The 24035-nt window shown below is 49.9% G+C and carries 17 protein-coding genes; 11 read left to right on the forward strand and 6 right to left on the reverse strand.

Annotated features, from left to right (window positions below; translation table 11 throughout):
• Together BZJ19_RS13710 and BZJ19_RS13715 are read left to right on the forward strand one after the other, a co-directional pair.
• On the forward strand, positions 1 to 6261 hold a 6261-nt coding region (locus BZJ19_RS13710; protein ID WP_131826406.1), incomplete at its 5' end, for a VCBS domain-containing protein.
• A 117-nt stretch (positions 6262 to 6378) separates the two neighbouring features.
• The gene (locus BZJ19_RS13715; RefSeq protein WP_077676046.1) at positions 6379 to 7290 is read left to right on the forward strand and encodes a mechanosensitive ion channel family protein; all 912 of its coding nucleotides are present in this window, start codon (positions 6379 to 6381) and stop codon (positions 7288 to 7290) included.
• A 58-nt stretch (positions 7291 to 7348) separates the two neighbouring features.
• Here BZJ19_RS13715 and BZJ19_RS13720 read toward each other — a convergent pair whose 3' ends face one another.
• On the reverse strand, positions 7349 to 8689 hold the full coding sequence (locus BZJ19_RS13720; protein ID WP_077676047.1) for a magnesium transporter: 1341 nt from the start codon (positions 8687 to 8689) through the stop codon (positions 7349 to 7351).
• A gap of 307 nt (positions 8690 to 8996) precedes the next feature.
• Between BZJ19_RS13720 and BZJ19_RS13725 the strand changes: the two genes are divergently transcribed.
• From BZJ19_RS13725 to BZJ19_RS13745, 5 genes are all read left to right on the forward strand, one after another.
• Positions 8997 to 9443 carry an ATP-dependent zinc protease family protein gene (locus tag BZJ19_RS13725; protein ID WP_077676048.1) on the forward strand — a complete coding sequence of 149 codons (447 nt, stop codon included), beginning with the start codon at positions 8997 to 8999 and terminating at the stop codon, positions 9441 to 9443.
• 13 nt (positions 9444 to 9456) lie between these two features.
• Positions 9457 to 10362, forward strand: coding sequence for a 30S ribosomal protein S6--L-glutamate ligase (gene rimK / locus BZJ19_RS13730; protein WP_069590396.1), 906 nt, complete (start codon positions 9457 to 9459; stop codon positions 10360 to 10362).
• Positions 10349 to 11410 carry a succinylglutamate desuccinylase/aspartoacylase family protein gene (locus tag BZJ19_RS13735; protein ID WP_077676049.1) on the forward strand — a complete coding sequence of 354 codons (1062 nt, stop codon included), beginning with the start codon at positions 10349 to 10351 and terminating at the stop codon, positions 11408 to 11410. Before rimK ends, BZJ19_RS13735 begins: the two co-directional genes overlap by 14 nt.
• A gap of 114 nt (positions 11411 to 11524) precedes the next feature.
• A complete protein-coding gene (gene msrB / locus BZJ19_RS13740; RefSeq protein WP_077676050.1) occupies positions 11525 to 11968 on the forward strand; it encodes a peptide-methionine (R)-S-oxide reductase MsrB in 444 nt (147 codons plus the stop codon).
• A gap of 122 nt (positions 11969 to 12090) precedes the next feature.
• A complete protein-coding gene (locus tag BZJ19_RS13745; protein WP_157891201.1) occupies positions 12091 to 13497 on the forward strand; it encodes a GGDEF domain-containing protein in 1407 nt (468 codons plus the stop codon).
• A 3-nt stretch (positions 13498 to 13500) separates the two neighbouring features.
• Here the strand turns inward: BZJ19_RS13745 and BZJ19_RS13750 are convergent, their stop codons facing one another.
• Positions 13501 to 14883 (reverse strand): class II fumarate hydratase, encoded by a 1383-nt coding sequence (locus tag BZJ19_RS13750; protein WP_077676052.1) that lies wholly within the window; start codon positions 14881 to 14883, stop codon positions 13501 to 13503.
• A gap of 163 nt (positions 14884 to 15046) precedes the next feature.
• Between BZJ19_RS13750 and BZJ19_RS13755 the strand changes: the two genes are divergently transcribed.
• Positions 15047 to 15331, forward strand: coding sequence for a hypothetical protein (locus BZJ19_RS13755; protein ID WP_077641331.1), 285 nt, complete (start codon positions 15047 to 15049; stop codon positions 15329 to 15331).
• A gap of 45 nt (positions 15332 to 15376) precedes the next feature.
• Here BZJ19_RS13755 and BZJ19_RS13760 read toward each other — a convergent pair whose 3' ends face one another.
• Entirely contained in the window at positions 15377 to 16510 is a 1134-nt protein-coding gene (locus BZJ19_RS13760) for an MFS transporter (protein ID WP_077676053.1), read from the reverse strand.
• A 102-nt stretch (positions 16511 to 16612) separates the two neighbouring features.
• Between BZJ19_RS13760 and BZJ19_RS13765 the strand changes: the two genes are divergently transcribed.
• Positions 16613 to 17383, forward strand: a complete 771-nt coding sequence (locus BZJ19_RS13765) for an AraC family transcriptional regulator (RefSeq protein WP_077676054.1) — start codon at positions 16613 to 16615, stop codon at positions 17381 to 17383.
• Between the two features lie 27 nt (positions 17384 to 17410).
• Here the strand turns inward: BZJ19_RS13765 and BZJ19_RS13770 are convergent, their stop codons facing one another.
• From BZJ19_RS13770 to BZJ19_RS13780, 3 genes are all read right to left on the reverse strand, one after another.
• Entirely contained in the window at positions 17411 to 17878 is a 468-nt protein-coding gene (locus BZJ19_RS13770) for an ASCH domain-containing protein (protein ID WP_077481159.1), read from the reverse strand.
• Between the two features lie 227 nt (positions 17879 to 18105).
• The gene (locus BZJ19_RS13775) at positions 18106 to 19353 is read right to left on the reverse strand and encodes a cysteine desulfurase-like protein (RefSeq protein ID WP_077676055.1); all 1248 of its coding nucleotides are present in this window, start codon (positions 19351 to 19353) and stop codon (positions 18106 to 18108) included.
• A gap of 2 nt (positions 19354 to 19355) precedes the next feature.
• Positions 19356 to 19991, reverse strand: a complete 636-nt coding sequence (locus BZJ19_RS13780; RefSeq protein ID WP_077676056.1) for a 2OG-Fe dioxygenase family protein — start codon at positions 19989 to 19991, stop codon at positions 19356 to 19358.
• Positions 19992 to 20415: 424 nt separating this feature from the next.
• On the opposite strand from BZJ19_RS13780, the gene BZJ19_RS13785 reads away from it, so the two are divergent.
• Both BZJ19_RS13785 and acnA read left to right on the forward strand, forming a co-directional pair.
• Positions 20416 to 21021 carry a DUF6151 family protein gene (locus BZJ19_RS13785; RefSeq protein ID WP_077676057.1) on the forward strand — a complete coding sequence of 202 codons (606 nt, stop codon included), beginning with the start codon at positions 20416 to 20418 and terminating at the stop codon, positions 21019 to 21021.
• Between the two features lie 162 nt (positions 21022 to 21183).
• Positions 21184 to 23928, forward strand: a complete 2745-nt coding sequence (gene acnA, locus BZJ19_RS13790) for an aconitate hydratase AcnA (RefSeq protein ID WP_077676058.1) — start codon at positions 21184 to 21186, stop codon at positions 23926 to 23928.
• The last annotated feature ends 107 nt before the right edge of the window (positions 23929 to 24035 follow it).

Here is a 24035-nt window from a genome sequence, read left to right on the forward strand (position 1 = left end):
GATGGTGCTGATGGTGCTTGGACGTACACCCTCGATCAATCTGCCGTGCAGAACTTGGATGCCGGTGATGAGGTGACGGACACCATCACCCTGACAGCCTCTGATGGCACCGAGCAAAATATTGTTATCACTATTACCGGCACCGATGACCTACCTGAGGTCACTGGTAGCTTTACCGGCTCGGTGACCGAAGGTGACGCGGGCGATACCGCAGTAACTGCCACCGGCACCATTGCGATCAGTGATGTCGATAGTGACGACGCGCCCACCTTTGCCAATACCACTGAAGCAGGAACCTATGGTTCGCTCCAGCTAGTTAACGGTAATTGGACGTACACCCTTAATCAGTCTGCGGTGCAAGATTTAGATGCCGGTGATCAAGTGACGGATACCATTACCCTGACTGCCTCTGATGGCACCCAGCAAGATATTGTTATCACCATTACCGGCACCGACGACTTATCTGAAGTCACCGGTAGCTTTGTTGGCTCAGTGACCGAAGGTGACGTGGGCGCTACCGCAGTAACTGCCACCGGCACCATTGCGATCAGTGATATTGATGACGACGATAACCCCACCTTTGCCAATACCACTGAGGCGGGCACCTATGGTTCGCTAGAACTGGTGAACGGCAATTGGACTTACACCCTCGAGCAAGCCAGCGTGCAGGATTTAGATGCCGGCGATCAGGTGACGGACACCATCACCCTGACTGCCTCTGATGGCACAGAGCAAGATATTGTTATCACGATTACAGGTAGCGAAGATGCGCCTGAAGTCACCGGTGAGTTTGTTGGTTCGGTGACCGAAGGCAACGTCGGCGATGTACCCGTTACTGCCACGGGCACCATTGCGATCAGTGATGTCGATGGCGATGACAATCCGACGTTTGCCGATACCACAGAGACCGGCACTTACGGTTCACTCGACCTGGTCAACGGCAGTTGGACCTACACGCTAAATCAGAGCTCAGTACAGAATTTAGATGCCGGTGATCAAGTCACCGATACCATCACCCTGACAGCGTCTGATGGCACAGAGCAAGCCATTGTGATCACTATTACTGGTAGCGAAGATGCGCCTGAAGTCACCGGTAGCTTTACCGGCTCAGTGACCGACGGTGACGAAGGCGATGCGGTCACTGCCACCGGCACCATTGCGATCAGTGATATTGATGACGGCGATAATCCGACCTTTGCGAATACTACAGAAGCGGGGACTTATGGCTCGCTAGACCTAGTTAACGGCAACTGGACCTACACCCTTGATCAGTCTGCCGTGCAGAATTTAGACACCGGTGATGAGGTGACCGACACTATCACCCTCACCGCAAGCGATAACACACAACAAGATATTGTTATCACCATTACCGGCACCGACGACTTACCTGAAGTCACCGGTAGCTTTACTGGTTCAGTGACCGAAGGCAACGTGGGCGATGCCCCTGTCATTGCCACGGGCACCATCGCGATCAGTGATGTCGATAGTGACGACGCGCCAACTTTTGCCAATACCACAGAGAGCAGCACTTACGGTTTGCTAGAGCTGGTGAACGGCAATTGGACTTACACGCTTGATCAGTCTGCGGTGCAAGATTTAGATGCCGGTGATCAGGTGACCGACACCATCACCCTCACCGCAAGCGATAACACACAACAAGATATTGTTATCACCATTACCGGCACCGACGACTTACCTGAAGTCACCGGTAGCTTTACTGGTTCAGTGACCGAAGGCAACGTGGGCGATGCCCCTGTCACTGCCACGGGAACCATCGCGATCAGTGATGTGGATGGCGACGACAATCCGACCTTTGCCGATGTTACACAGGCTGGCACCTATGGGTCGCTCGAGCTGGTGAACGGTAATTGGACGTACACCCTTAATCAGTCTGCGGTGCAAGATTTAGATGCCGGTGATCAAGTCACCGACACCATTACCCTGACTGCCTCTGATGGCACTGAGCAAGATATTGTTATCACCATTACCGGTAGCGAAGATGCGCCTGAAGTCACCGGTGAGTTTGTTGGCTCAGTCACCGAAGGCAACGTGGGCGATGCAGCGGTCACTGCCACCGGCACCCTTGCGATCAGTGATGTTGATGACGACGACAATCCGACCTTTGCCGATGTTACACAGGCAGGCACTTATGGCTCGTTGGAGCTAGTAGATGGTGCTTGGACCTACACCCTCGATCAGTCTGCCGTGCAGGATTTAGATGCCGGTGATGAGGTGACAGACACTATCACATTAACGGCTACTAACGGCGTACAACAGGACATTACCATTACCATTACCGGTACCAATGACGCTCCCATATTGACCCAAACCGTTTCAACACAAACTCTGCAAGAGGATTTTGTTAGCTACACCATTGATCTTAATACGGTGTTTTCCGATATCGACAGTGACGATACCTTGAGTTTCGATGTGGCAAATGTGCCCAGTGGGGTCTCCGTCTCTATTGATGCGAATGGTATCGCAACCATTTCATCGGTCGCCGATTGGAGTGGGACAGAGACAGTAAGCTTCCGCGCCACCGATACGCAAAATGCGAGTCTCACCCACGATGTCACCTTCAACGTCGAAGGGGTTGCTACCGCCCCCACACTTACGGTCAGCCGTGGCGATCAATCACTGACTTATATTGACGACACGGGACAAATCTCCGCCACTGACCCTGGCGCGGGCGGGTCACGTGCGATTCTTTCGCCCTTAACAATCTCCGGCACCGCCAATGAATCGGGCGAAACACTTACTTACCGAATCAGCGGCTTACCGGATGATGCAGTATTATCAGCGGGGACAAAAGAGGCAAGCACCGGCGATTGGCTACTCACGGACGCGCAACTGAGTGGTCTTAATCTCGCCTCTCCTGCCGATATTACTGGTGTCACACTATCGATTACGGCTATCAGTACCGACGGCACGGATCAGGCATCAACCACGGCCACGCTGAGTCTAGAAAATGATAGCTTTGCACAGACCGAAGGACAAACCACCAGCATTGCTAGTGTCGACGGACTGATCAGCAACGATACAGACACACAGGCCTCTGTCACCCGCGTTGCCACCAATGCCAGCCAAGGAGAAAGTGGTAACAGTGAAATTGTGATCGGCCCAGCCACTATCGCCACCGCATTGGGTGGCAGTGTTACTGTCAATGCCGACGGTAGCTTTACCTACACCGCACCTTCAGTGAACCATGCAGGCGGCGGTCAAGTCTATGACAGCTTCTCCTACCAAAGTAGCGAGAATAGCGAGTGGACAACCGTGACCTTTGATGTGAGCGACTCTGCACCGGTAGCCCATGATGATAGCGATAGCGTGGCCTCTGGTGCCTCGACAGGGGGGAACGTGATCACTGCCGGCGCCGGTGCCGATACCCTCGGTGCGGATACCACCACGGTGACCGCGGTTAGCTTTAATGGCACCACCTATGCAGTCAACGGCAGTACTGTGATTACCACATCGCAAGGACAATTAACCATTCAACCTGACGGCAGCTACCTGTATCAATCATCGGTCGCGTCAACGACAGATGCCAGCACGCTGAACGATGAGGTATTCACCTATACCCTCACCGACAGCGATGGGGATACCAGTCAGGCACAGCTCACACTCGGTCATGACAACAATACCCAATTAAACGCCGATATCGCTTCAGTCAGCGAGCAAGGGTTGGTGAGCGACGATAATAGTCAAACTACCCAAGGTAACCTGTTGGATAATGATACGGGGATTGGCGTCAATGTTAGCCTGTATCAAATTAATGGACAAAGCTTTGGCAGTGATGGGGTTTTAACCCTCACCACCGCCATTGGCACTCTGACTGTTTATAACCAAGACAACACCCAAGGTTATCGCGCGGGTGACTACACCTATACGCTCAATAATGCCACCAGCGGTGATAACGTGAGCGACGCCTTCACCTACACCACCTATGATCCGACGGCATCTACCGCGTATCGCTCATCAACGTTAACCATCAACGTCCAAGATGATGCACCCACATCTGACAACATCGAAAGTGCCTTATACGCCACGGCGGAGAGTAGCTCGACGTTTAACCTTATACTTACCGTTGATCTGTCCGGCAGTATGTCCGATCCGGTTGATCCAAGCGATCCGGCTTCACCCACTCGGATGGAAGTCACCAAAGCCGCGCTAAAATCCATGGTGGAGGAATATGACAAACTCGGGGATCTCAATATTCAAATCGTGTCTTTCTCGGATGCCGCGAGTTCTTCTGGCTGGATTCAGAATGACGTCGGCAGCGCATTAGACGCAATCGAGGGTCTATATGCCGGCGGCGCGACTCGGTACGATAACGCGCTGAACGAGATCATCAATAATGTCGATACCTCAGGGCTCACTGCGGATAAAACCATCTCGTATTTTATCTCGGACGGGATGCCCAATGATGACTTTGAAAATAACACCAGCCTGCAAAGCGCGTGGCAAAACTATATCAGTACGCAAGGTATTGATGAGTCCTTCAGTGTCGGGGTCGGAAACGGTATTACAACATCGCCACTGACTCCCATCGCGGCAAGTAGTTCAGGCGATACCAGTGACAATGTATTGTTAGTCACCGATGAAAATGAGCTCGCTTACTCACTACTACAAACCATTGAGAGTGGACAAGTGTCAGGCGGCCTCATTCTATTAGATGATGAAGGCAATACTGTTTCCTTATTCGGGGCTGACGGTGGTTATATCTCCGCGCTCACCTTGGATGGACAAACGTACAACTATGATCCCACGACTGACAGCGCACAGCAGACCTTTGAAACCGCAAAAGGCGGTATCCTCACCATCAACTTTGATACCGGCGAATACGACTATCGCGTGGCGGTCGACAGAAATATTCTCAACGAGCAAGAGCAAATCGCACTGACGCTTACCGACAACGATGGCGATACCAGTGACGTCAATGTCGTCATTAACCTCTACTACGAGGCACGACTTGACGCCAATCACGATATTGTGATCACCAATATTCATGACGGTAGCCCAATCGTCATTCCCGGTTTGGCCTTAACCCATAACGATATTCCTTCGATGGACAGCACGATCACGGCCACCAGTAATGCGATACAAGGGTCGGTAACGGGGACGGATGACATCACCTTCACACCTGATGGTGCGATGAATACGCAAAGCTTCCTTGATCCCATCGGTAACGATTCCGAGTTTATCGCAGAATCCGAACTGGGCGATTTCGCCAACTCGTTTGCTCAGGCACAGAGCCTAGATCGCGGTAAGTTCGGCACCATGACACAAGAGGTGTGGTCTCACATTGATGCCGGTAACTATGGTGCCAACGCTGCCCTGACGGGGACGGTCCAGAACGGCATTGATAGTGATATGACGAAAATGGATCTTTACCAGAACGAGACCTTACTCTTTGATGATGACCATTGGTTCAATGATTTAAGCGTGAGAGTCTATGACCAAAACCAACAGCTTTTGGACACCCTCAATCCCGACTCTGGCAGTAATAGCTTTACCGCCGGTCAGCAGGGCACTTACTACTTTGAGATCGTCTCCAACGATGACGCCAGTGACACCGAGAGCTATGAAATTTATCTCACTCTGGATAGCTCGAACGCGGTGTTGCCAGAGCCTGAGCATCAATTTGAATACACCACCTCTAACGGCAGTTATGTGGACAGTGCATTGGTCGATATTATTGCCATTGATGACCAAACACTGGAAGGTGGCTATCAAAGTGAAATCCTCGCCGCCGGTACAGGTGACGATACCCTGATCGGTAACGAGGGAGATGATAGCTTACTCGGGAACCTCGGCGATGATACCCTTGATGGCGGGCTTGGGGATGACCTGCTGATTGGCGGTAAAGGTGACGATACGCTGACTGGCGGGCTTGGGTCGGACACCTTCGCATTTTTAAGCGGTGACCAAGGGTCTGTCGGCGCAGAAGCGGTCGATCGCATTACGGACTTTGATGTGCAAAAGGACACACTGGATCTCTCCGAGCTGCTTATTGATGAAGACCAAGCCGGTGCAAGCCTTGAAGACTATCTAACCCTTGAGGACAACGATCAAGGTGAAGCCACCTTATACATTGCCTCAGCGGGCGATAATCAAATCGATCAACACGTGGTGTTCGAGAACCTCAGTGTGGCAGATATGGCCGCAGCCTACGAGATTGATATCAGTGGCCTGAGTAGCCAAGAGCTCAGCGCTTCAGTGATTGATGCCATGATCCAACAAAGCAAATTGATGACAGATTAGCACCCACCTCACACGCCGATACCTCGTCCTGAGGTATCGGCAACTTTGCGTTTTATTTTTATCGCCAAAGGGGCAGAATAGCGCCAAAGCTCGGGAAAAAAACAATAGGGAGCAACTTTGTTATCTGAGTTAAAAAATATTGCCCAACTGTTGGTCGATAACAAGCTACTGACCACCATCGGCGTCATTGTTGTTGTGAGCGTTGTTCGCCGCCTGATCCTACGTCATATTCGCGGTGACAGTAACTTTCTCAGTGAAGATCAACGTAAGTGGATATCTCGCACTAAAAATGGGGCGTTTAGCTTACTGTTACTGTTTTTATTTTTATTCTGGAACACGGAAATTAGCGAGTTTGCCCTCTCACTGACTGCCATCRCAGTGGCCGTCGTGGTGGCATCGAAAGAAATTATCTTGTGCTTTACCGGCTCCATTCAACGCGCTAGCTCTCGATCATTTCGTATCGGCGATTGGATTGAGGTGGGTAACTCTCGCGGCGAAGTGATCGAGCACAATTTGATGGCGACCAAAATTCAGGAAATTGACACCCACCATGGTCACTATTGCTACACCGGAAAAACCGCGACATTACCAAATAGTCTGTTTTTCTCTACCACAGTGAAAAACCTGAATTTTATGAAGCGCTATGTCTATCACCATTTTCACTTAGTGATCCGTGGCGATATTAATCTATACCCTCATATTCCCGCACTGCTGGCACGCATTGATGATCATAGTGAGGATTTTCTCGATGTCGCTCGACGTTATAACCATGTGATAGAGCGTCATGCAGGGGTGGATTTACCTGGACCTGAACCCCATGTTTATTTGTCTCATGCCGATACCGGCGAGCAGCATGTTCACGTCCGCCTGTTCTGTCCGACCGAACGCGCCGCCGAACTCGAACAATTAATACGGGAAGACATTATGACGCTTTATTGTGAGAAGCTGCTCCCTGCCGCTGACGGAAAACGGCCAGAGAGCGCCGACGCTGCTGCGTCAGATACTCCCGCGCCACCAGCAAACCCATAACAAAAAGCGCTCGTCGTTACGGCGAGCGCTTTTCAATCCCTGCTTTCTTGGTAAAGGTTTACAGCAAAAACAAGGTTCCTAACCCAAGGAAGGCAACAAAACCAACAATATCCGTCACCGTGGTTAAAATGACCGATCCTGACAGAGCCGGATCAATTTTCAGCTTATCGAGAATGACCGGAAGAAAGATACCAGCCAAGGCGGCACTGATAATATTGGCGACAATGGCAGCACCAATCACCATCCCTAGTCCCCAGCTGTTAAACCAGTAACCGGCGATCAAACCAATCACTATCGCCCAAAGCACACCATTCAGTAGCCCCACTTGCAGCTCTTTGTTCAATAACGGCCTCAAGTTACTTTTAGATATTTGTCCTAATGCTAAGCCTCGCACAATCAAGGTTAGCGTCTGGCTTCCGGCGATCCCACCCATTGACGCCACCACGGGCATCAATACCGCCAGCGCGACCACTTGTTGTAAGGTTGCTTCAAATAAACCGATAAACCAAGATGCAAGAAAAGCCGTCATCAAATTAATGCCAAGCCACAGTGCACGATTGCGCGCACTTTTCATCACTGGGGAGAATAAATCTTCATCTTCATCCAAACCCGCCGTCGCCATAATTTGTGCTTCAGCTCGCTCGGCTTGCATTTCATACGCGGTACCGAGATCAAGCCGACCAATCAACATCCCGCCATCGTCTAGCACTGGTAAGGCAACTTCTTCACTGCTAGCGACCTTATCGGCACTCACATAAATATCCTCGCGAGCATTCAGACTCGGGAACTGTTCGCGCACCAGCTCACTAATTTTGAGCACACCATCAGCACCAAAGAGTTTGTGAATCGGCACCGCACCAACCCATATTCCACGGCTATCAACTACGAACACATGGTCACAGTATTTTGGCATCACACGGCGCAGTAAACGCAGCACGACATTCACTTTTGTTTTGGCCGGCACCACTAAAGGTTGATGGTCACACCAGTGCCCTACCTCGCTATCTGCATATTGCTGAGCGGAGGCATAACGTTGCTTTTGCTCCGTATCCATGCGCCCCAATGCTTCTTCCAGCAAAGGTTCGGTGAGCACATCTTGCAGCTCCAGCAAGGTGTCGGCATCCAGTTCTGCAAACAAGTCATGGAGACGAACCTCATCCACCGCGCGAATAATCGCTTCACTCGCATCAGCGCGCATTTCTGCTAGCACCGGAAGCTGTATTGCCGGCGACAACTGCTCCCAAAAACTCACACGATCAGTAACGGGTAAAGACTCAAGTAATAGCGCGAGGTCATCAAGACTATGGGCTTGCTCGATCTCTTGTGCCACTTCGGGCGTTCCCTCATCAACTTTTGAGAGCAAATCCTCAATTACTTCTTGTCTATCACTGTTTTGCATGGTATTTCCTTCATGAAACTTTTCGTGTGCTCTCTGACACGCCTTTAAGGCCTCTATGTGTCGCCCTGCCCAGAGATGCCATGACGTTGCCACGACGAATCCCAGACTCTCTCGTATTGCCGCAAAGCGGTGAGTGCGTGCATCCGCATGCACCTCATACTGCTGACACCACGAAAATGTCTGAGTCAATGCGTTGTAAATGTATGCGATGGTTATCACACATCATCGCTTATTTTTCAGATTCTTACCACGAGTAATCGTCATCCCTTCTACGGTAGAGTAAGGGACTTTTTTATAGCGGATCAAAATGAACACTGTGCAACACAAAACACCTAAAGTCAGCGTCGGCTGGCGAGAGTGGGTCGCACTCCCCGACCTAGGCATTGATCGGGTAAAAGCCAAAATTGATACCGGAGCACGGACTTCTTGCCTGCATACGTTTAAGATCGAAGAATTCGACCAAAACGGGGAAGCTTGGGTTCGCTTTTGGGTTCATCCTCATCAAGGGGACGATGAAACACACGTACAAGCTGAAGCCAAAGTCCTAGCCAGACGCGTTGTTCGCGACTCGGGAGGTCATGAACAGCTTAGGTATGTCATACAGACCACACTTCAAGCGGGTACATTGCGCTATCCGATAGAAATGACACTAACGGCAAGAGACAACATGCGTTTTCGCATGCTACTCGGCCGCACAGCCATGGCGGGACAAATGACCGTCGATCCCATGCACTCTTTTTTGCTCGGTAAGTAGGAGCGGTTAAACCATGAAAATAGGCATTCTGTCGCGTAACAAAAATCTTTATTCTACGCGTCGCCTGATAGAAGCCTGCGAACAACGCGGTCACGAATATAAAATCATTGATGCGCTGCGCTGCTACATGAGTATTAACTCAACGCAGCCGATGATTCATTTGGCCGGTGAGGAGCTATCAGGATTCGACGCCATCGTACCGCGGATTGGTGCATCCGTTACTTTCTATGGCTGTGCGGTACTGCGCCAATTCGAAATGATGGGCGTATTCCCCGTCAATGAGTCGGTTGCCATCAGTCGCTCTCGCGATAAATTACGCTCAATGCAATTGTTGTCACGTAAAGGGATCGGCATGCCTCATACTGGGTTTGCCAGTAAGCCCGGTGATATTGCTGACTTGCTGACAATGGTGGGTGGCACGCCCGTGGTGGTCAAACTCTTGGAAGGAACCCAAGGTATTGGCGTCGTGCTTGCTGAAACTAAAAAAGCCGCAGAAAGTGTGATTGAAGCCTTTATGGGCTTAAAAGCGGATATTTTGGTGCAAGAATACATTAAAGAGTCTAGCGGTGCCGACATTCGCTGCTTTGTGATTGGCGACAAGGTGATCGCCGCGATGAAGCGTCAAGCGCAACCGGGCGAGTTTCGATCTAATCTTCACCGTGGCGGTACGGCGAGTCTAGTCCGTATTACGCCAGCCGAGCGTCGAACCGCGATCGCGGCCGCGAAAGCCATGGGACTTAACGTGGCAGGGGTTGATCTTCTTCGCTCCGAGCGCGGGCCCCTTGTGATGGAAGTCAACTCATCTCCTGGACTAGAAGGCATTGAAAAAGCAACAGGAAAAGATGTCGCGGGCATGATCGTCGAGTATATTGAAAAGACGGCTAAACCCCAAAGGACACGCACACGTGGCAAGGGCTAAAAAAAACAATGCCATCGATATCGGTGGCGAAACAATCCAAGCTGGCGAGCAGGCCAGCTTGGAGCTGGAAATGGCGCGCCTATACACTCACGCGCCATTAAATGTCAGCATTGAGGTGTTAAACGGCAAGTTAGAGGGGCCTATTCTGCTTGTTTGCGCCGCAATTCATGGCGACGAGCTCAATGGAATTGAAATTGTTCGTCAAATATTAGCCAAAGTCGATACCGAAAAGCTTCGTGGCACCTTGATAGCTATTCCTGTCGTCAATGTCTTTGGCTTTATTCACAAGTCCCGCTATTTACCCGATCGACGCGACTTAAACCGTTCTTTCCCCGGCTCCGAGCGCGGCTCCATTGCCGGCCGTATGGCATATCAATTATTTAATGAAGTGATCAGTCAGTGTACGCACGTCATTGATCTTCATACCGCAGCGATTCATCGCACCAATCTGCCTCAAATCCGCGCCAATCTTGATAATGAAGGAGCAGCCGAGATGGCTAAAGCCTTTGCAGCTCCCGTTATGGTTGATGCCGCCTTACGTGATGGCTCTCTACGTGCCGAGGCGGAAGCGATCGGTATTCCAGTCATCACCTACGAGGCAGGTGAAGCGCTGCGATTTGAGCCTTACGCCATTAATACGGGCGTGCGGGGTGTCATTCGCGTTATGCGTCATTTAGGGATGCTACGCCATTCTCGGCGTACCCTGCCCTATCAACCGGTTACAGCACGGGCTACACGGTGGGTGCGCGCTGAAGCTGACGGTATCTTTCGTAGTCATATTGCGCTGGGTGAAAGAGTTAATAAGGGACAAATACTCGGTATCATCAGCGATCCAGCTGGCAGCAATGAAGTGGAAATCAAAGCCTCGCAAAGCGGCATATTGATTGGCCAACAAACTCTTCCTGTTGTCAATGAAGGGGATGCGGTCTTTCATATTGCCTTTTTCTCGCAATCTGACGAACTAATTGAGCAACACTTAGAGGGCTATTTAGATCAAGTGCGAGACGATCAAGACGATGAATTACGATGGGGTATCGGCACACTTTAACTTTGATCTTAAAGGCGAATCATCACCGTACTACTTGCATCACGCACTCAGATTCATAACACTACGCGTTTTTGTAGCACGGGCAGTTGCCCGCCACACAAGAGGATCGACATCATGCTGACATGGCAAGAGATCGTCACACGAAGCGAACAAGGTAATGTGTCGCCGCGCCAGCGGGTGGAAAAAACAGATCAACAATGGCAGTCTCAGCTCAGCGACGAGCAATATCGCGTCACGCGTCAAAAGGGCACTGAACGTGCTTTTAGCTCGGGCATGTGTACCTTGTTTGAGCCAGGCCTATATGGCTGCGTTTGTTGCGGCACACTGTTGTTTGATGCGAATGAGAAATTTGACTCTGGCACTGGCTGGCCTTCATTCACACAACCTGCCGAAGATAGCGCCATCGCATACCATAAAGATACCAGTCACGGGATGACGCGAATTGAAACCACTTGTGCCAGCTGTGATGCTCATCTGGGACATGTGTTTCCCGATGGTCCCCCACCGACTGGATTGCGTTTTTGTATGAACGCCGTTGCGTTAAAGAAATTGGATTAACTCCCCTCCTCGAGTTTCAGAGCCGGCGCATGCCGGCTCTGCTATACTTATCAAGAGAATATACTTCAATGACTTAGCATTACTGCTGAGGCCACTGCTGCCCTCTGATGGATGTGGGAGACATGCAATCAGTTCTATCTCAAACACGATCACGGATGATTTTCTTGTGGATTGTGTTGYATGGCAGCCTTGTCTGGGCAGATATGCGGTTCTTATCGGCCATTCTCGATCTGAACACGGTGACGCTGCTAAACATTTCTAGTGGGCTTGCCGTTATCCTATTCCAACATTTTGGAACAAGGCTTGTCTTGCCTCTTACCGTTGCAGGTGCATTAGGACATGGTTTAGCGGCTATTTCACGTATTGAATCCGTCCATCTAATCACTGGATTACTCTTCGGTGCTTGCCTGACCCTGACCCCACTCGTCTCCTCATGGATATGGAAAAAGCTATACCCTCACTGCCTCGACAGCGTGAGTGCCTTGTTCAGGTTTCTCATTATTGGTTGTTTAGTGCCTGCGCTTGGAATGATCGCGCTCATCTCGATTCCTCTTTACCTTGATGAGCAACTTATCTCTGGGCGGATTCAATTTCTCGCTATAGAGTTTGCAGTCACTTACACGACCGCTGTTTTGATGAGTGTTAGCCTATATACCGCATGGCAACGTGTCGGAATAGATTTTGGTAAGATTACACGAATGCGAGTGGCTTACGTGCTGTGCGTTTTTTTACTCACACTGTTTAGCTTTTCTGTTTTCCCTGGCTCAATTTTCATCGTCCTTGCCTTGCTAATCTATATTGCCTTCGCTGGCCACTGGCGGACCCTATTGATTGCATTATGTACATTAATTGCAACAACGATCGTCATGGTTCCCATCAATATGGGCGCCTTTGATATCCCAGATATTCATAACGGGGTGCTAGCGCTACTGATCTATATTTTGACCACCGTACTCGCCAGTATCAGTATTTCAATCCAAGTCATGGAACTCAAAAACGCGGTTGCCGCAAGGGATAGCTGGCAGCTAAAAGCCAGCTTAGATCCTTTGACCGGAGTGGTAAATCGCTATGGTTTATTACCTGAGTTGGCGATTGAATATGAACATGCTCGCCGAGCTCGTTATCGATATACCATCGCCGTATTTGACGTAGACCATTTCAAACAATTCAATGATAGCTATGGCCACCTTGCGGGCGATCAAGTATTGAAAGATGTCGCTAGCATCATCACAGACACAGTGCGCCAGAACGATTTAGTCGCTCGCTATGGCGGTGAGGAGTTCGTGGTCATCTTTCGCAACACGCGTGCAAGCGATGCCACTCATGTGGCAGAACGGATCCGAGAACGCATCGCCGCTAGCATTTCTCACATTGATGGCCAGTCACTGACCTATACCGTCAGCTGCGGTTTGGCTGAAAACCACACGGACGATATTCACCCAGAGCGTGTTTTTGACCGAGCCGATGATTGCTTATATCAGGCCAAAAAGACGGGGCGCAACCGTGTTGTTGTGGCGCCCCCACCCTAATATCTATTCAGCGATACCGCCTTCGGTGAGCTTGGCAGGATCAAGCAATTGAGACAAATGCTCGCGGCCGAGATCCGTTTCTTCCTCCGCAACATCCAAGATAGGCCGGCCCTGTTGATAGGCCTTCTTCGCAATTTCAGCGGCTTTAAGGTAACCCACAACTGGGTTAAGCGCCGTTACTAAAATAGGGTTACGGGCTAGCGCTGACTGTAAGTTATCTTCTCGCACTTTAAAGGTCGCCACCGCTTTATCTGCTAGCAGATGAGCAGCATTCGCCAATAGACGAATACTTTGCAGTAAGTTGGTAGCAATCACAGGCAACATCACGTTCAGCTCAAAATTCCCCGATTGCCCCGCCACCGTGATGGTAGTGTCGTTGCCCATCACTTGCGCCGCAACCATAGCAGCAGATTCTGGAATAACAGGATTCACTTTCCCCGGCATAATAGACGATCCGGGCTGTAACCCCTCTAGCTCAATTTCTCCAAGCCCGGCCAGTGGGCCCGAGTTCATCCAACGTAAATCGTTACTCAGTTTCATAACTGCAACCGCGGTTGTCTTCAACTGGCCGTGCAATGCCACCAGCGCATCTTGGCTACCAATAGCAAAAAAAGGATTCTCGCTCGCCGTGAATGACGAGTGGCTGCACGCACAGACTGCGTTGGCAAAACGCTCGGCAAACAATGGATGAGCATTGATTCCCGTCCCCACTGCCGTGCCACCCTGAGCCAGTGCGCGCACCGATGATAGACTTTGGGTAATTTGTACCATCGCGTGTTCGACCTGCTGAGTCCAAGCATCTAGCTCTTGGCCAAGAGTCACAGGCATCGCATCCATCAAGTGAGTGCGACCCGTTTTCACGATATGGCCGACTGTGCGTTTCTTTTCCTGTAACGCATCACGTAAATGCGCTAACGCTGGAAGTAAGGCTTTTTCACAGCCTAATGTGGCACTGATTTGGATAGCCGTAGGAACAGAATCGTTGCTACTTTGACTCATATTGACATGATCGTTGGGACTGACCGTTTCACCACACTTTTCAGAGGCTAACGTTGCCAGCACTTCATTCATATTCATGTTTGAACTCGTGCCTGAGCCAGTCTGAAACACATCAACGGGAAACTGCGCTAAATGCTCACCATCCATGATAGATTCGGCACTTTGGCGAATCGCATGTGCAATATTGCCATCCAGTAAGCCCAGCTCTTCGTTAGCCGTTGCCGCTGCATGCTTCACCATGGCTAACGCGCGAATAAAATCCTCAGGCATCGCCTGGTCACTGACCGCAAAGTTATTCACGGCTCGCTGAGTTTGTGCTTGGTACAGCGCATCAGCAGGTACCTCAACATTACCCATACTGTCTTTTTCGATACGTGTTTTCACCATGACTATATCCTTTTCATTCGCCACACCATTTCGATAATGGTTATCATTAACATATTGAGTTAACTAAATGAAGTTAGTGACGTCATAGGCTGACAAAAAATCCGTGCCTCTCAGGCTTGCATCCCCTAGTATGACGTCACTGTCACCCATAACGAGCAATACCATGCAAGATGAAACCAGTACCAGTATCGCTAACTTGATTGAAGTGGTTGAGAACCAGATCGCCGACCAAGACCCTAAAAAGGTAGCAGAAACCTTGATGCGCCTGCGTATGACCGGCTATTCACGCGACGAAGCTATCGAATACATTGCCTGTGCGTTAATGGTTGAGATCTATGATGTTAGCAATCACAACGGACAATTTACCCTGTCCCGCTATGAAGCCAACTTAGACACCTTGCCAGACATGCCATGGGCCGATGAGATTAATTTGGATATCGGTGAGTAAACTTTGATCGGATTAGTCGCGACAGTGCCCGCCTAAAAACGCAGTTCAGACCGATTTTGTCTGCCACCACCCAATGCACATCGCGACTATACTACTGACAGTCAAACTTATCCCCAGAGCTTGCTCTGCTCCTACGCTTGCTAATCCAATACCAATTAACCCGTAATAGAGCATACCGAATAGGGCGCCAGCCGTACCGACACAATCAGCGTAGTGGCGAAGCGCGTATGCGAGGATGTTAGGGATCGCAATCCCATACGCCATCACAACGAATATCATAGGCATCACAAACCACGGACTGGTTTCTAGCCTCCAAACCGCAATACTTCCTAGGGTAGAGACGAGGCAAGACAATAAAAGTAACGGCTTATACACCCAGCCTCTTGCTATAAGCTTCTTATTCACGATGGCTCCCATACCAATCCCTAGTGCTAAGATGCAACCTGAGTAGCCATACCATGAGGGCGGCATACGCAAAGCGCTAAAATAGAAAGGCGCAAGCTGATARTAAGCAAATAAATTAATGTTAAATGCAGCCACCAAGACAGCACTGAACCAGACATCAACATCCATCATTAAGCGCCGTAAAATCGGTACTATCGGAGGAAGAGAGTTATCAGCCCTTCGGGTCTCAGGTAAGCACTGATAGGTGTAGAGAAAAAGTCCTACAGACGTAATAGCCAGCCCAATAAAAACGCCTTGATAACCAAGAAAACCTACCAATAACGCTCCAGCCAACACGCCAATCGCAGGGCTCAGTGCAATGGCAATCCCCATCACTGCGAACATTCGCGTCAATTGGGTACGACTATAGCAATCTCTAATCATTGTTTGCGTGCCAACTGACCCAACCGCGGCACCAAAAGCAGCCATGACTCTGGCGAACAAAACAAGGCTAAAAGTAGAACTAAACACGGCAAGCAAGCACGCCATCGCATAGACACCCAAGCCAGCGAGCATACTCAGCCGACGACCTATAACATCACAAGCTCTCCCCCAAAAAACAACGCCAAATGCAAAAGCAACAAAGTAGCTAGATAAGGTTTGCGAAGCAATATCGGGAGTAACCGAAAAGTGTAAAGCAAGTTCGGGGAGTGCCGGGCTGTAAATAGTTTCTGCAATTTGCGGAAACATCATTAAAGCCATAGCTAAAGTCAGGCTAAAAGTCCGTGTTTGCATAATGACCTCTGAAAAAAACAGTGAGGTCTAAACTTATCAACATCGGTCCTTTGCCCATTATAATATAAAAGACAATTAATTTATAAAATAAGACAGTTTGTAATGGCATGGCTCAACAGCGACGATAACTTTGATCCTGATATGCTCAATAACTCGGTGCTTGGGATCGGTGCTGACTTAACCTCGCACGACTCAGGCTTTCACTCTCACCAAAAAGGTCAATTACTCTTTAGTCAGCATGGCTGTATGCGGATAACCCTCGCGAATTCAGTCAGTATCTTGCCTCCCACCCGAGTTGCGTGGATTCCGGGCCACTGCAATCATCGGGTTGAGATGCAACACACGGTCGGCTATCGCTCGATCTATTTTGACCAAAGGGTAATCACCCAATTACCTACTCAGTTAATGATCCTGACGACGACACCATTACTCACAGCAGTTCTGGAACGTATTGCTCTTTCTCCGTTTGCGACGAATTGGCAATGTGGCGCACCAGCCAACCTTCTCGCGGTATGTATCGATGAGCTGGCAAACGCTAAAGAAGAAACAATGACGTTGCCTTTACCGGCGGATTATCGTTTATCACCACTCCTCGAAATGGATGTACTCCCACCGTTAAAAGAAGCAGCAACACGATGCGGCGCCTCTGAAAAAACGATCACGCGCTTGTTTAAGAAAGAAACAGGGATGAGCTATCAGCAATGGCGACAACAATGGCGGATCATTAAAGCGATAGAGCTACTCGCTGCGGGAAAAAAGCAAGGTGATATCGCCCATCGATTACACTTTGCCAGTGACAGTGCATTTATCACATTTTTCAGAACCATGCTGGGAGAGTCACCTCGCACTTACATGAAGGTGAATCACCATTAAAAAAGCCGCTCAGCGCGGCTTGGATTTTTAGAGTGGATAGACTTTCTCAAACTCTTCAAGCACCACATCCGAGTGCTCATCAAAATGTAGGCCGTGTGTTTTGGCGTACTGGGAAAAGTAACCCCAATGCGCTTCGTGCCAACACTGGTAAGATCCATCTCCCTCTCCTTCACGTGCCGCAAATTCAGCACTGACTTGGTTAAACGGGCAATAGCTCACCTGTGTGGTTTTGACGATACACACGGGTCGGTGGTGACCATTAAGGACAATCTTATAATGTCCTTTGTGTGGGATCACCGCATTTTTCTCTTCCAAAGAGCTGCGCAATCGACAGTGAGCTTTCTTTTTATTCAAACTCACCAATGTCGCAACTTCGTTCGCTCTCACCGTGTGATGACTTAAGGTGTCCACCACCACTTGATCATCAGTTGGCCGTTGGTCCGCGGGAAGGGTCGTTAGATATTGGTGCCAAAAGGCGTTTTGTTCTTCAGTCATGGGTCTCGCCTTGATTATTATTGGTTTCGTTTTTAAATGATTTCTTTCTGAATAGTTTCTTGGACAGCACTAACGATGGTGATCATAACGTGCAGCCGCACATTCGCCTATGCGCTAGCTAACGTTTCTAGGTTGCATTGTGAATAAATTCACACTTAAACATCAACTGAAGCCAATTTTGATCAAAAAAAAGCGGCCTTTTTGGCCGCTTGAGAGATTGATTAACCTTAATCGCTAATAAATGGCAATAAGGCTTGGTGAAGCCGGTCAATTTCATCAATTGTGTTGTAATGCATCATTCCAATGCGGACCACACCGCCTTTGTCTAAGATATCAAGCTGCTCGCACAAGCCTTGGGCATAAAAGTGCCCATTCCAGACACACAAATTTTGCTCGCCAAGTGCTTGAGCAACTTCTGCCGGCTCTGTTCCCTCTATGCGGATCGCAAACGTTGGAGTCCGTTTATCGAGCTGATTATCATCGGTAATACCATAAATACGTACTTTGGGATAAGCGCGCATCAACTGGATAAAATGTGCTGACAATGCTTGCTCATGCGCTTGATACTGCGCATAGCTTGCCGCTAGTCTTTCTCGCAGAGAGGACGTCGGATCGCCCCATTGCGCAAGATAGTCAACCGCCGCAATAAAGCCCGCTATCGCCTCAAAGCTTTGGGTGCCTGTTTCAAATCGGCCAGGGCCTTGATTGGTCGCAGGTTCCACTTTGTACGGTTTTAACGTCTGTACCCACTCAGGCGCGACATAGGCAAAACCAACATGAGGCCCAAAAAACTTATACGCTGAGCAGGCAAGAAAATCGCATCCGAGTGCTTGCACATCCACTAAGTGATGGGGCGCATAATGCACCGCATCCACATACACTTTGGCACCCACTTGTTTCGCCATCTCTACCACTTTTGCCACATCAACCAAACTGCCTGTGGTGTTTGAGGCGAGTGTCACTGCAACCAACTTGGTCTTTTCGGTCATTAGGCTGGCAAGATGTGCCATATCGATAGAATACGTCGACTCATCAACACGTATCTGTTTCACGATCGCGCCTTTGTCATGCGCCGCTTGTTGCCAGCTAGATACATTTGAATAGTGATCGAGTGCCGAAACAATCACTTCATCTCCCGCCTGCCAGTCGCGACTGATTGCCCGACTCAACGAGAAGGTCAAGGTGGTCATATTCGGACCGAATACCATGCTTTCTGACGACGAGGCATTCACAAAGGTGGCCGCCACATCACGCGCGCGCTGCATAAGCTCGGTGGTATAACGACCAGAGAAAAACTGGCCGCCCAGATTGGCATTGTAGTGCCCTAAATAATCCACCATAGCGTCAAGCACCGCGCGGGGTACTTGTGCGCCCCCCGGGCCATCAAAAAATGCAACGGGTTTACCTTCAATGATTTGCGCGAGCGCGGGAAAGTGGCCCCGAACAGCATGGGGTGAAAAACCTGCCGGTGTCATCGTTACTTCCTTGTTGCTGTGAGTACAAATACATCCATCGTGCCCGGTTTCTGGTTATCCACGGGCGTAATCGGCTCAGCGTAATGCCATAGTGTACGGTCATCAAGTGCCGCCATTTGTCCCGGTTCCAGCGGCAGGCTAAACAGCGGTGCGCTGGTTTTATGACTAAATACCTGAAAGTCACCGCCCTCAATATTATCGCGGCCAATGCTGACAATGGCGATATGATCAAAGCCGTCTTGGTGAACGCCTTCTGGGGCGACTTGCACCGACTGATTATCCGCCTGAATACGGATTTGGTGGATTTCGATGTCGTTGTCATCGCTAAGCTGATATAAGTCGCGGAATGTCCGACACATGGCATGGAAGCCGGGTGCTTGAATGGTCTGGGGCTCAATATCCTCAAAGGTTCTGGCCACATCCCCTTGGAATTCATTGATATCAGATGTTTGCATAAATGGGCGAGTCGGCAACTTCTCGACGCCTCCATCGAAAGCATGCACGATTGAATAGCGACGCAAGCGATAACCGCCGTCCGCGTGAGATGTACCGGGAAGGTTATCAAACGAAGGCTGTAATTGTTTGATGTGATTATCGTCCAGTTGATTAAGCTGCATGAGTAATGTTGACGTATTCATGGCTTCCTCCTGTTTCGYGACCGTGTCGCGCATTCAAACCAATACGTTTGAAATACATTTATTTAACAAACGTGATACATCCAATCATCAACCATATACACTGTTATTTCCAGATCGAGCACTATATTTGTCGACCATGAACCACTCGTTTAGTTTTTTTGTCTAAAAAATTTCGCTAAGCCGTTGAAAGTCTCCACCGCAAAGATTAACAATTATTAAACAAAAGAATTAATCACTACATAGCTGGCATATTGCCCTATTTTAGAAGGTGGAAATGGGACAAGAATGTCACGAAAAGTTGCCATTCTGCGTAATTTAGAGGAATTTCATGTTCAGATAGTGTTATAAATCAAACACTCTGCATCGGTTTTTCGCTCATCCTCTACACTAGTAAGACACGCTTTGATGCGCGGGAGAGGATAGAATGACAAGGTTGAATATCCAGTGTGCTTGTGGTCAAGTGACGGGAGAAATTATTGATGCACGACGCAGTCAGCGTTGCGTATGTTACTGCAAAGACTGCCAAGCCTTCGCTGAAAAACTGGGTTACCATACCGAGCTAAAGCCCGGTGGCGGCACAGAAATCCTACAAATCACGCCCGCCCAATTACGCGTGTACCGAGGGCGAGATAAGCTTTCCTGCGCGAGATTATCCGAAAAAGGGCTTTATCGCTGGTACGCGAGCTGTTGCCATACACCGATAGCGAATACGATTAGCGCAGCTATCCCTTTTATCGGCATTATTAGTAGTTGTTATCACATCGAAGGGGATAACGAAGAAGAAATTGGCCCTGTTCGTTGGTACGTGCAAGGTCAAGACGCACGTTCCCCCATCCCAGAAAAAAATGTCCACCCTCGCTTTCCACTTAGCTTAATGATCAGAACCGCTCTACGCATTGGCTGGGCACGTTTACTCGGTCAGCATCGTCCCAACGCTTTTTTCGATCGCCAAGGTCAGCCACGCGGCGTTGTTTACTACCCACAAGACGCGATGATCGCCAAACCCGACAAGCAGCCTCATCCTGAATAAAAAGGTTTCAGCGATGGCAGTTATCGGCCACACGATAGTAACCAAGCTTTAACTAAATCAATCTCGCATTTACAATAGTGCTGTAAAAACAAGCAATCCCCCGAGCGAGGTGTCCTTATTCATCTCGCTTCTACTCACAATAACGGACTTGGGGAGGCACCCGTGAGCAACACATCTCATTCCAATAGCCAAGACAGTTTCAACACGCGACGTACCCTACACGTCAATGGTGAAACCTACGATTACTTTCGTCTCGATGCATTGTCTGATCAATTTAATATCAGCCGCTTGCCCTACTGCCTAAAAGTGCTGCTTGAAAACTTGCTGCGCAAAGAAGACGGTAAGAATGTGTCGGCAGAAGACATTAAAACCCTTTGTCAGTGGCAAGCTGATGCTGCCGGTAAAGATCAGGTTAATTTCACCCCTGCACGTGTCGTGCTTCAAGATTTCACTGGCGTACCTGCCGTGGTGGATCTAGCAGCCATGCGTGCCGCCATGCGCGATTTAAAAGGCGATCCAGCCAAGATCAACCCGCTTGGTGCGGTTGATCTTGTCATCGACCACTCGGTCATGGTGGATGACTACGGCAACCCTGACTCCTTGCAGAAAAACACTGAGATTGAGTTCGAACGAAACAGCGAACGTTACCAGTTTTTACGCTGGGGTCAGCAAGCCTTTTCGAATTTCCGCGTCGTCCCCCCCGGCACTGGGATCGTACACCAAGTGAACCTCGAGTATTTAGCCCCGGGTGTATTAGTCGAAGCGCAAGGCGGCAATAAACTAGCCATGCCGGACACGCTAGTGGGCACTGACTCACATACCACCATGATCAACGGCTTAGGTGTACTTGGTTGGGGTGTGGGAGGTATCGAAGCGGAAGCGGCGATGCTCGGCCAGCCTATCACCATGCTTATTCCTGAAGTAGTTGGCTTTGAGCTCAAAGGCGAGCTACCTGCGTCTGCCACTGCGACTGATTTGGTACTCACCATCACCCAAATGCTACGTGAGCGCGGTGTGGTGGGTAAATTTGTTGAGTTTTATGGCCCAGGTCTCGCCAAATTGCCGCTGGCTGACCGCGCGACCATTGCCAACATGGCACCCGAATATGGTGCAACCTGTGGCATCTTCCCGATTGATGAAGAAACACTTAGCTACATGCGCCTAACAGGACGCACCGACGATCAAATCACACTGGTCGAAACTTATGCCAAAGCACAAGGCTTGTGGCGAGATGACAATGCACCGGTGGCTGATTATAGTGACACGCTCCAGCTCGACCTCGGTGACGTGGTGCCAAGCCTTGCCGGCCCCAAACGACCGCAGGATAGAATCGCATTAACGGATGCCAAAACCCAATTCGATCAGCTGTTGGAAAAAGAGCAAGCGGCAGCAAATAACCTAATCGCCAGTTTTGCCAGTGAAGGCGGACAAACTGCGGTCGATAATCCCAGTGTGCGCGAACAAGGTGATACTCAAGTTAAGTATAAGGGAGAGACGTTTACGCTTGAAAACGGTGCAGTCGTCATCGCGGCAATCACTTCCTGCACCAACACCTCAAACCCGGCCGTGCTTGTTGCTGCTGGGCTGGTCGCCAAGAAAGCACGCGAGCTTGGCTTAAAAACAAAACCGTGGGTGAAAACCTCGCTTGCGCCAGGATCACAGGTTGTCCCTGCCTATTTAGAGAATGTGGGTTTACTCGAACCTCTGGCTGAGCTTGGCTTTAACATCGTCGGCTTTGGCTGTACTACCTGTATTGGTAACTCAGGGCCATTACCAGAGCCTATCACTGAAGCCATTCGCGCTGGCGATTTATTGGTGACTAGCGTGCTGTCCGGTAACCGTAATTTTGAAGGCCGTATTCACCAAGATGTAAAAGCCAACTATTTAGCCTCTCCACCACTTGTCGTGGCCTACGCACTGGCAGGTAATATGAACGTGGATGTTCTGAACGAGTCACTCGGACAGGATAAAAACGGTAAGCCAGTTTATCTCAGAGACATTTGGCCAACGCCACAGGAAGTCGCGCAAACCATTCAGACAGCAATGACCGATGGGCTTTACCAAGACAAATACGCGGACGTGTTTTCCGGCACAGACGCATGGCGTCAGCTGCCCGTGCCTGAAGATGAGATTTATTCATGGCCTGACTCCACCTACGTTAAAAAGCCAACGTACTTTGACGGCATGACCATGGCACTGCCTGAGATGAAACCTATCAAAGGCGCGCGCTGTGTGGTGAAAGTCGGTGATTCGATCACGACCGACCATATTTCACCTGCAGGGGCGATAAAACCAGATAGCCCTGCGGGCGAGTATTTGAAATCTAAAGGCGTTGAGCCAAAAGATTTCAACAGCTACGGCTCACGCCGAGGCAACCACGAGGTGATGGTACGTGGCACCTTTGCCAACGTGCGCTTGAAAAACCAAATGGCGCCAGGCTCCGAGGGCGGTATGACGACCTATTTGCCCACCAATGAACAAATGAGTATTTACGATGCTGCGCAACGGTACCAAGCGGACGGCACGCCATTAGTTGTACTTGCGGGCAAAGAGTATGGGACAGGGTCAAGCCGTGACTGGGCCGCCAAGGGTACCAACTTGCTGGGTATCAAAGCCGTCATTGCTGAAAGCTTCGAGCGTATTCACCGCTCTAACTTAGTGGGCTTTGGCGTGTTGCCGTTGCAATTTAAAGACGGCGATTCCGTCGAGTCACTCGAGTTGGATGGCACGGAAACGTTCGATTTTGAGGAGATCAGCGGCGAACCCTCGACCCTCAAGGTGCGTGCGGTTCGGGATGATAAAACCATCGAGTTTGACGTCAACGTCCGCATCGACACCGCGGTTGAATGGGATTACTATCGCCACGGCGGCATTCTCCACTACGTATTGCGCCAACTCGCCAGCTAATACTGGCATCGCTACCACAAAGGCCCCGCGGGGCCTTTTTTGTTATCTACCCCACAGCTTAAAGGCGTCTCAGGCAACCCAATCATGACAGCGAGCTAAACAGTGTT

The sequence above is a fragment of the Salinivibrio proteolyticus genome (genome assembly GCF_001996165.1).
In the GTDB taxonomy this organism is placed as follows: domain Bacteria; phylum Pseudomonadota; class Gammaproteobacteria; order Enterobacterales; family Vibrionaceae; genus Salinivibrio; species Salinivibrio proteolyticus.

Bases quoted from the DNA above. Each gene is read 5' to 3' on its own strand.
- BZJ19_RS13720 (WP_077676047.1), bottom strand. From the start codon at position 8,689: ATGCAAAACAGTGATAGACAAGAAGTAATTGAGGATTTGCTCTCAAAA.
- BZJ19_RS13725 (WP_077676048.1), top strand. From the start codon at position 8,997: ATGAACACTGTGCAACACAAAACACCTAAAGTCAGCGTCGGCTGGCGA.
- rimK (WP_069590396.1), top strand. From the start codon at position 9,457: ATGAAAATAGGCATTCTGTCGCGTAACAAAAATCTTTATTCTACGCGT.
- msrB (WP_077676050.1), top strand. From the start codon at position 11,525: ATGCTGACATGGCAAGAGATCGTCACACGAAGCGAACAAGGTAATGTG.
- BZJ19_RS13750 (WP_077676052.1), bottom strand. From the start codon at position 14,883: ATGGTGAAAACACGTATCGAAAAAGACAGTATGGGTAATGTTGAGGTA.
- BZJ19_RS13755 (WP_077641331.1), top strand. From the start codon at position 15,047: ATGCAAGATGAAACCAGTACCAGTATCGCTAACTTGATTGAAGTGGTT.
- BZJ19_RS13765 (WP_077676054.1), top strand. From the start codon at position 16,613: ATGGCATGGCTCAACAGCGACGATAACTTTGATCCTGATATGCTCAAT.
- BZJ19_RS13770 (WP_077481159.1), bottom strand. From the start codon at position 17,878: ATGACTGAAGAACAAAACGCCTTTTGGCACCAATATCTAACGACCCTT.
- BZJ19_RS13775 (WP_077676055.1), bottom strand. From the start codon at position 19,353: ATGACACCGGCAGGTTTTTCACCCCATGCTGTTCGGGGCCACTTTCCC.
- BZJ19_RS13780 (WP_077676056.1), bottom strand. From the start codon at position 19,991: ATGAATACGTCAACATTACTCATGCAGCTTAATCAACTGGACGATAAT.
- BZJ19_RS13785 (WP_077676057.1), top strand. From the start codon at position 20,416: ATGACAAGGTTGAATATCCAGTGTGCTTGTGGTCAAGTGACGGGAGAA.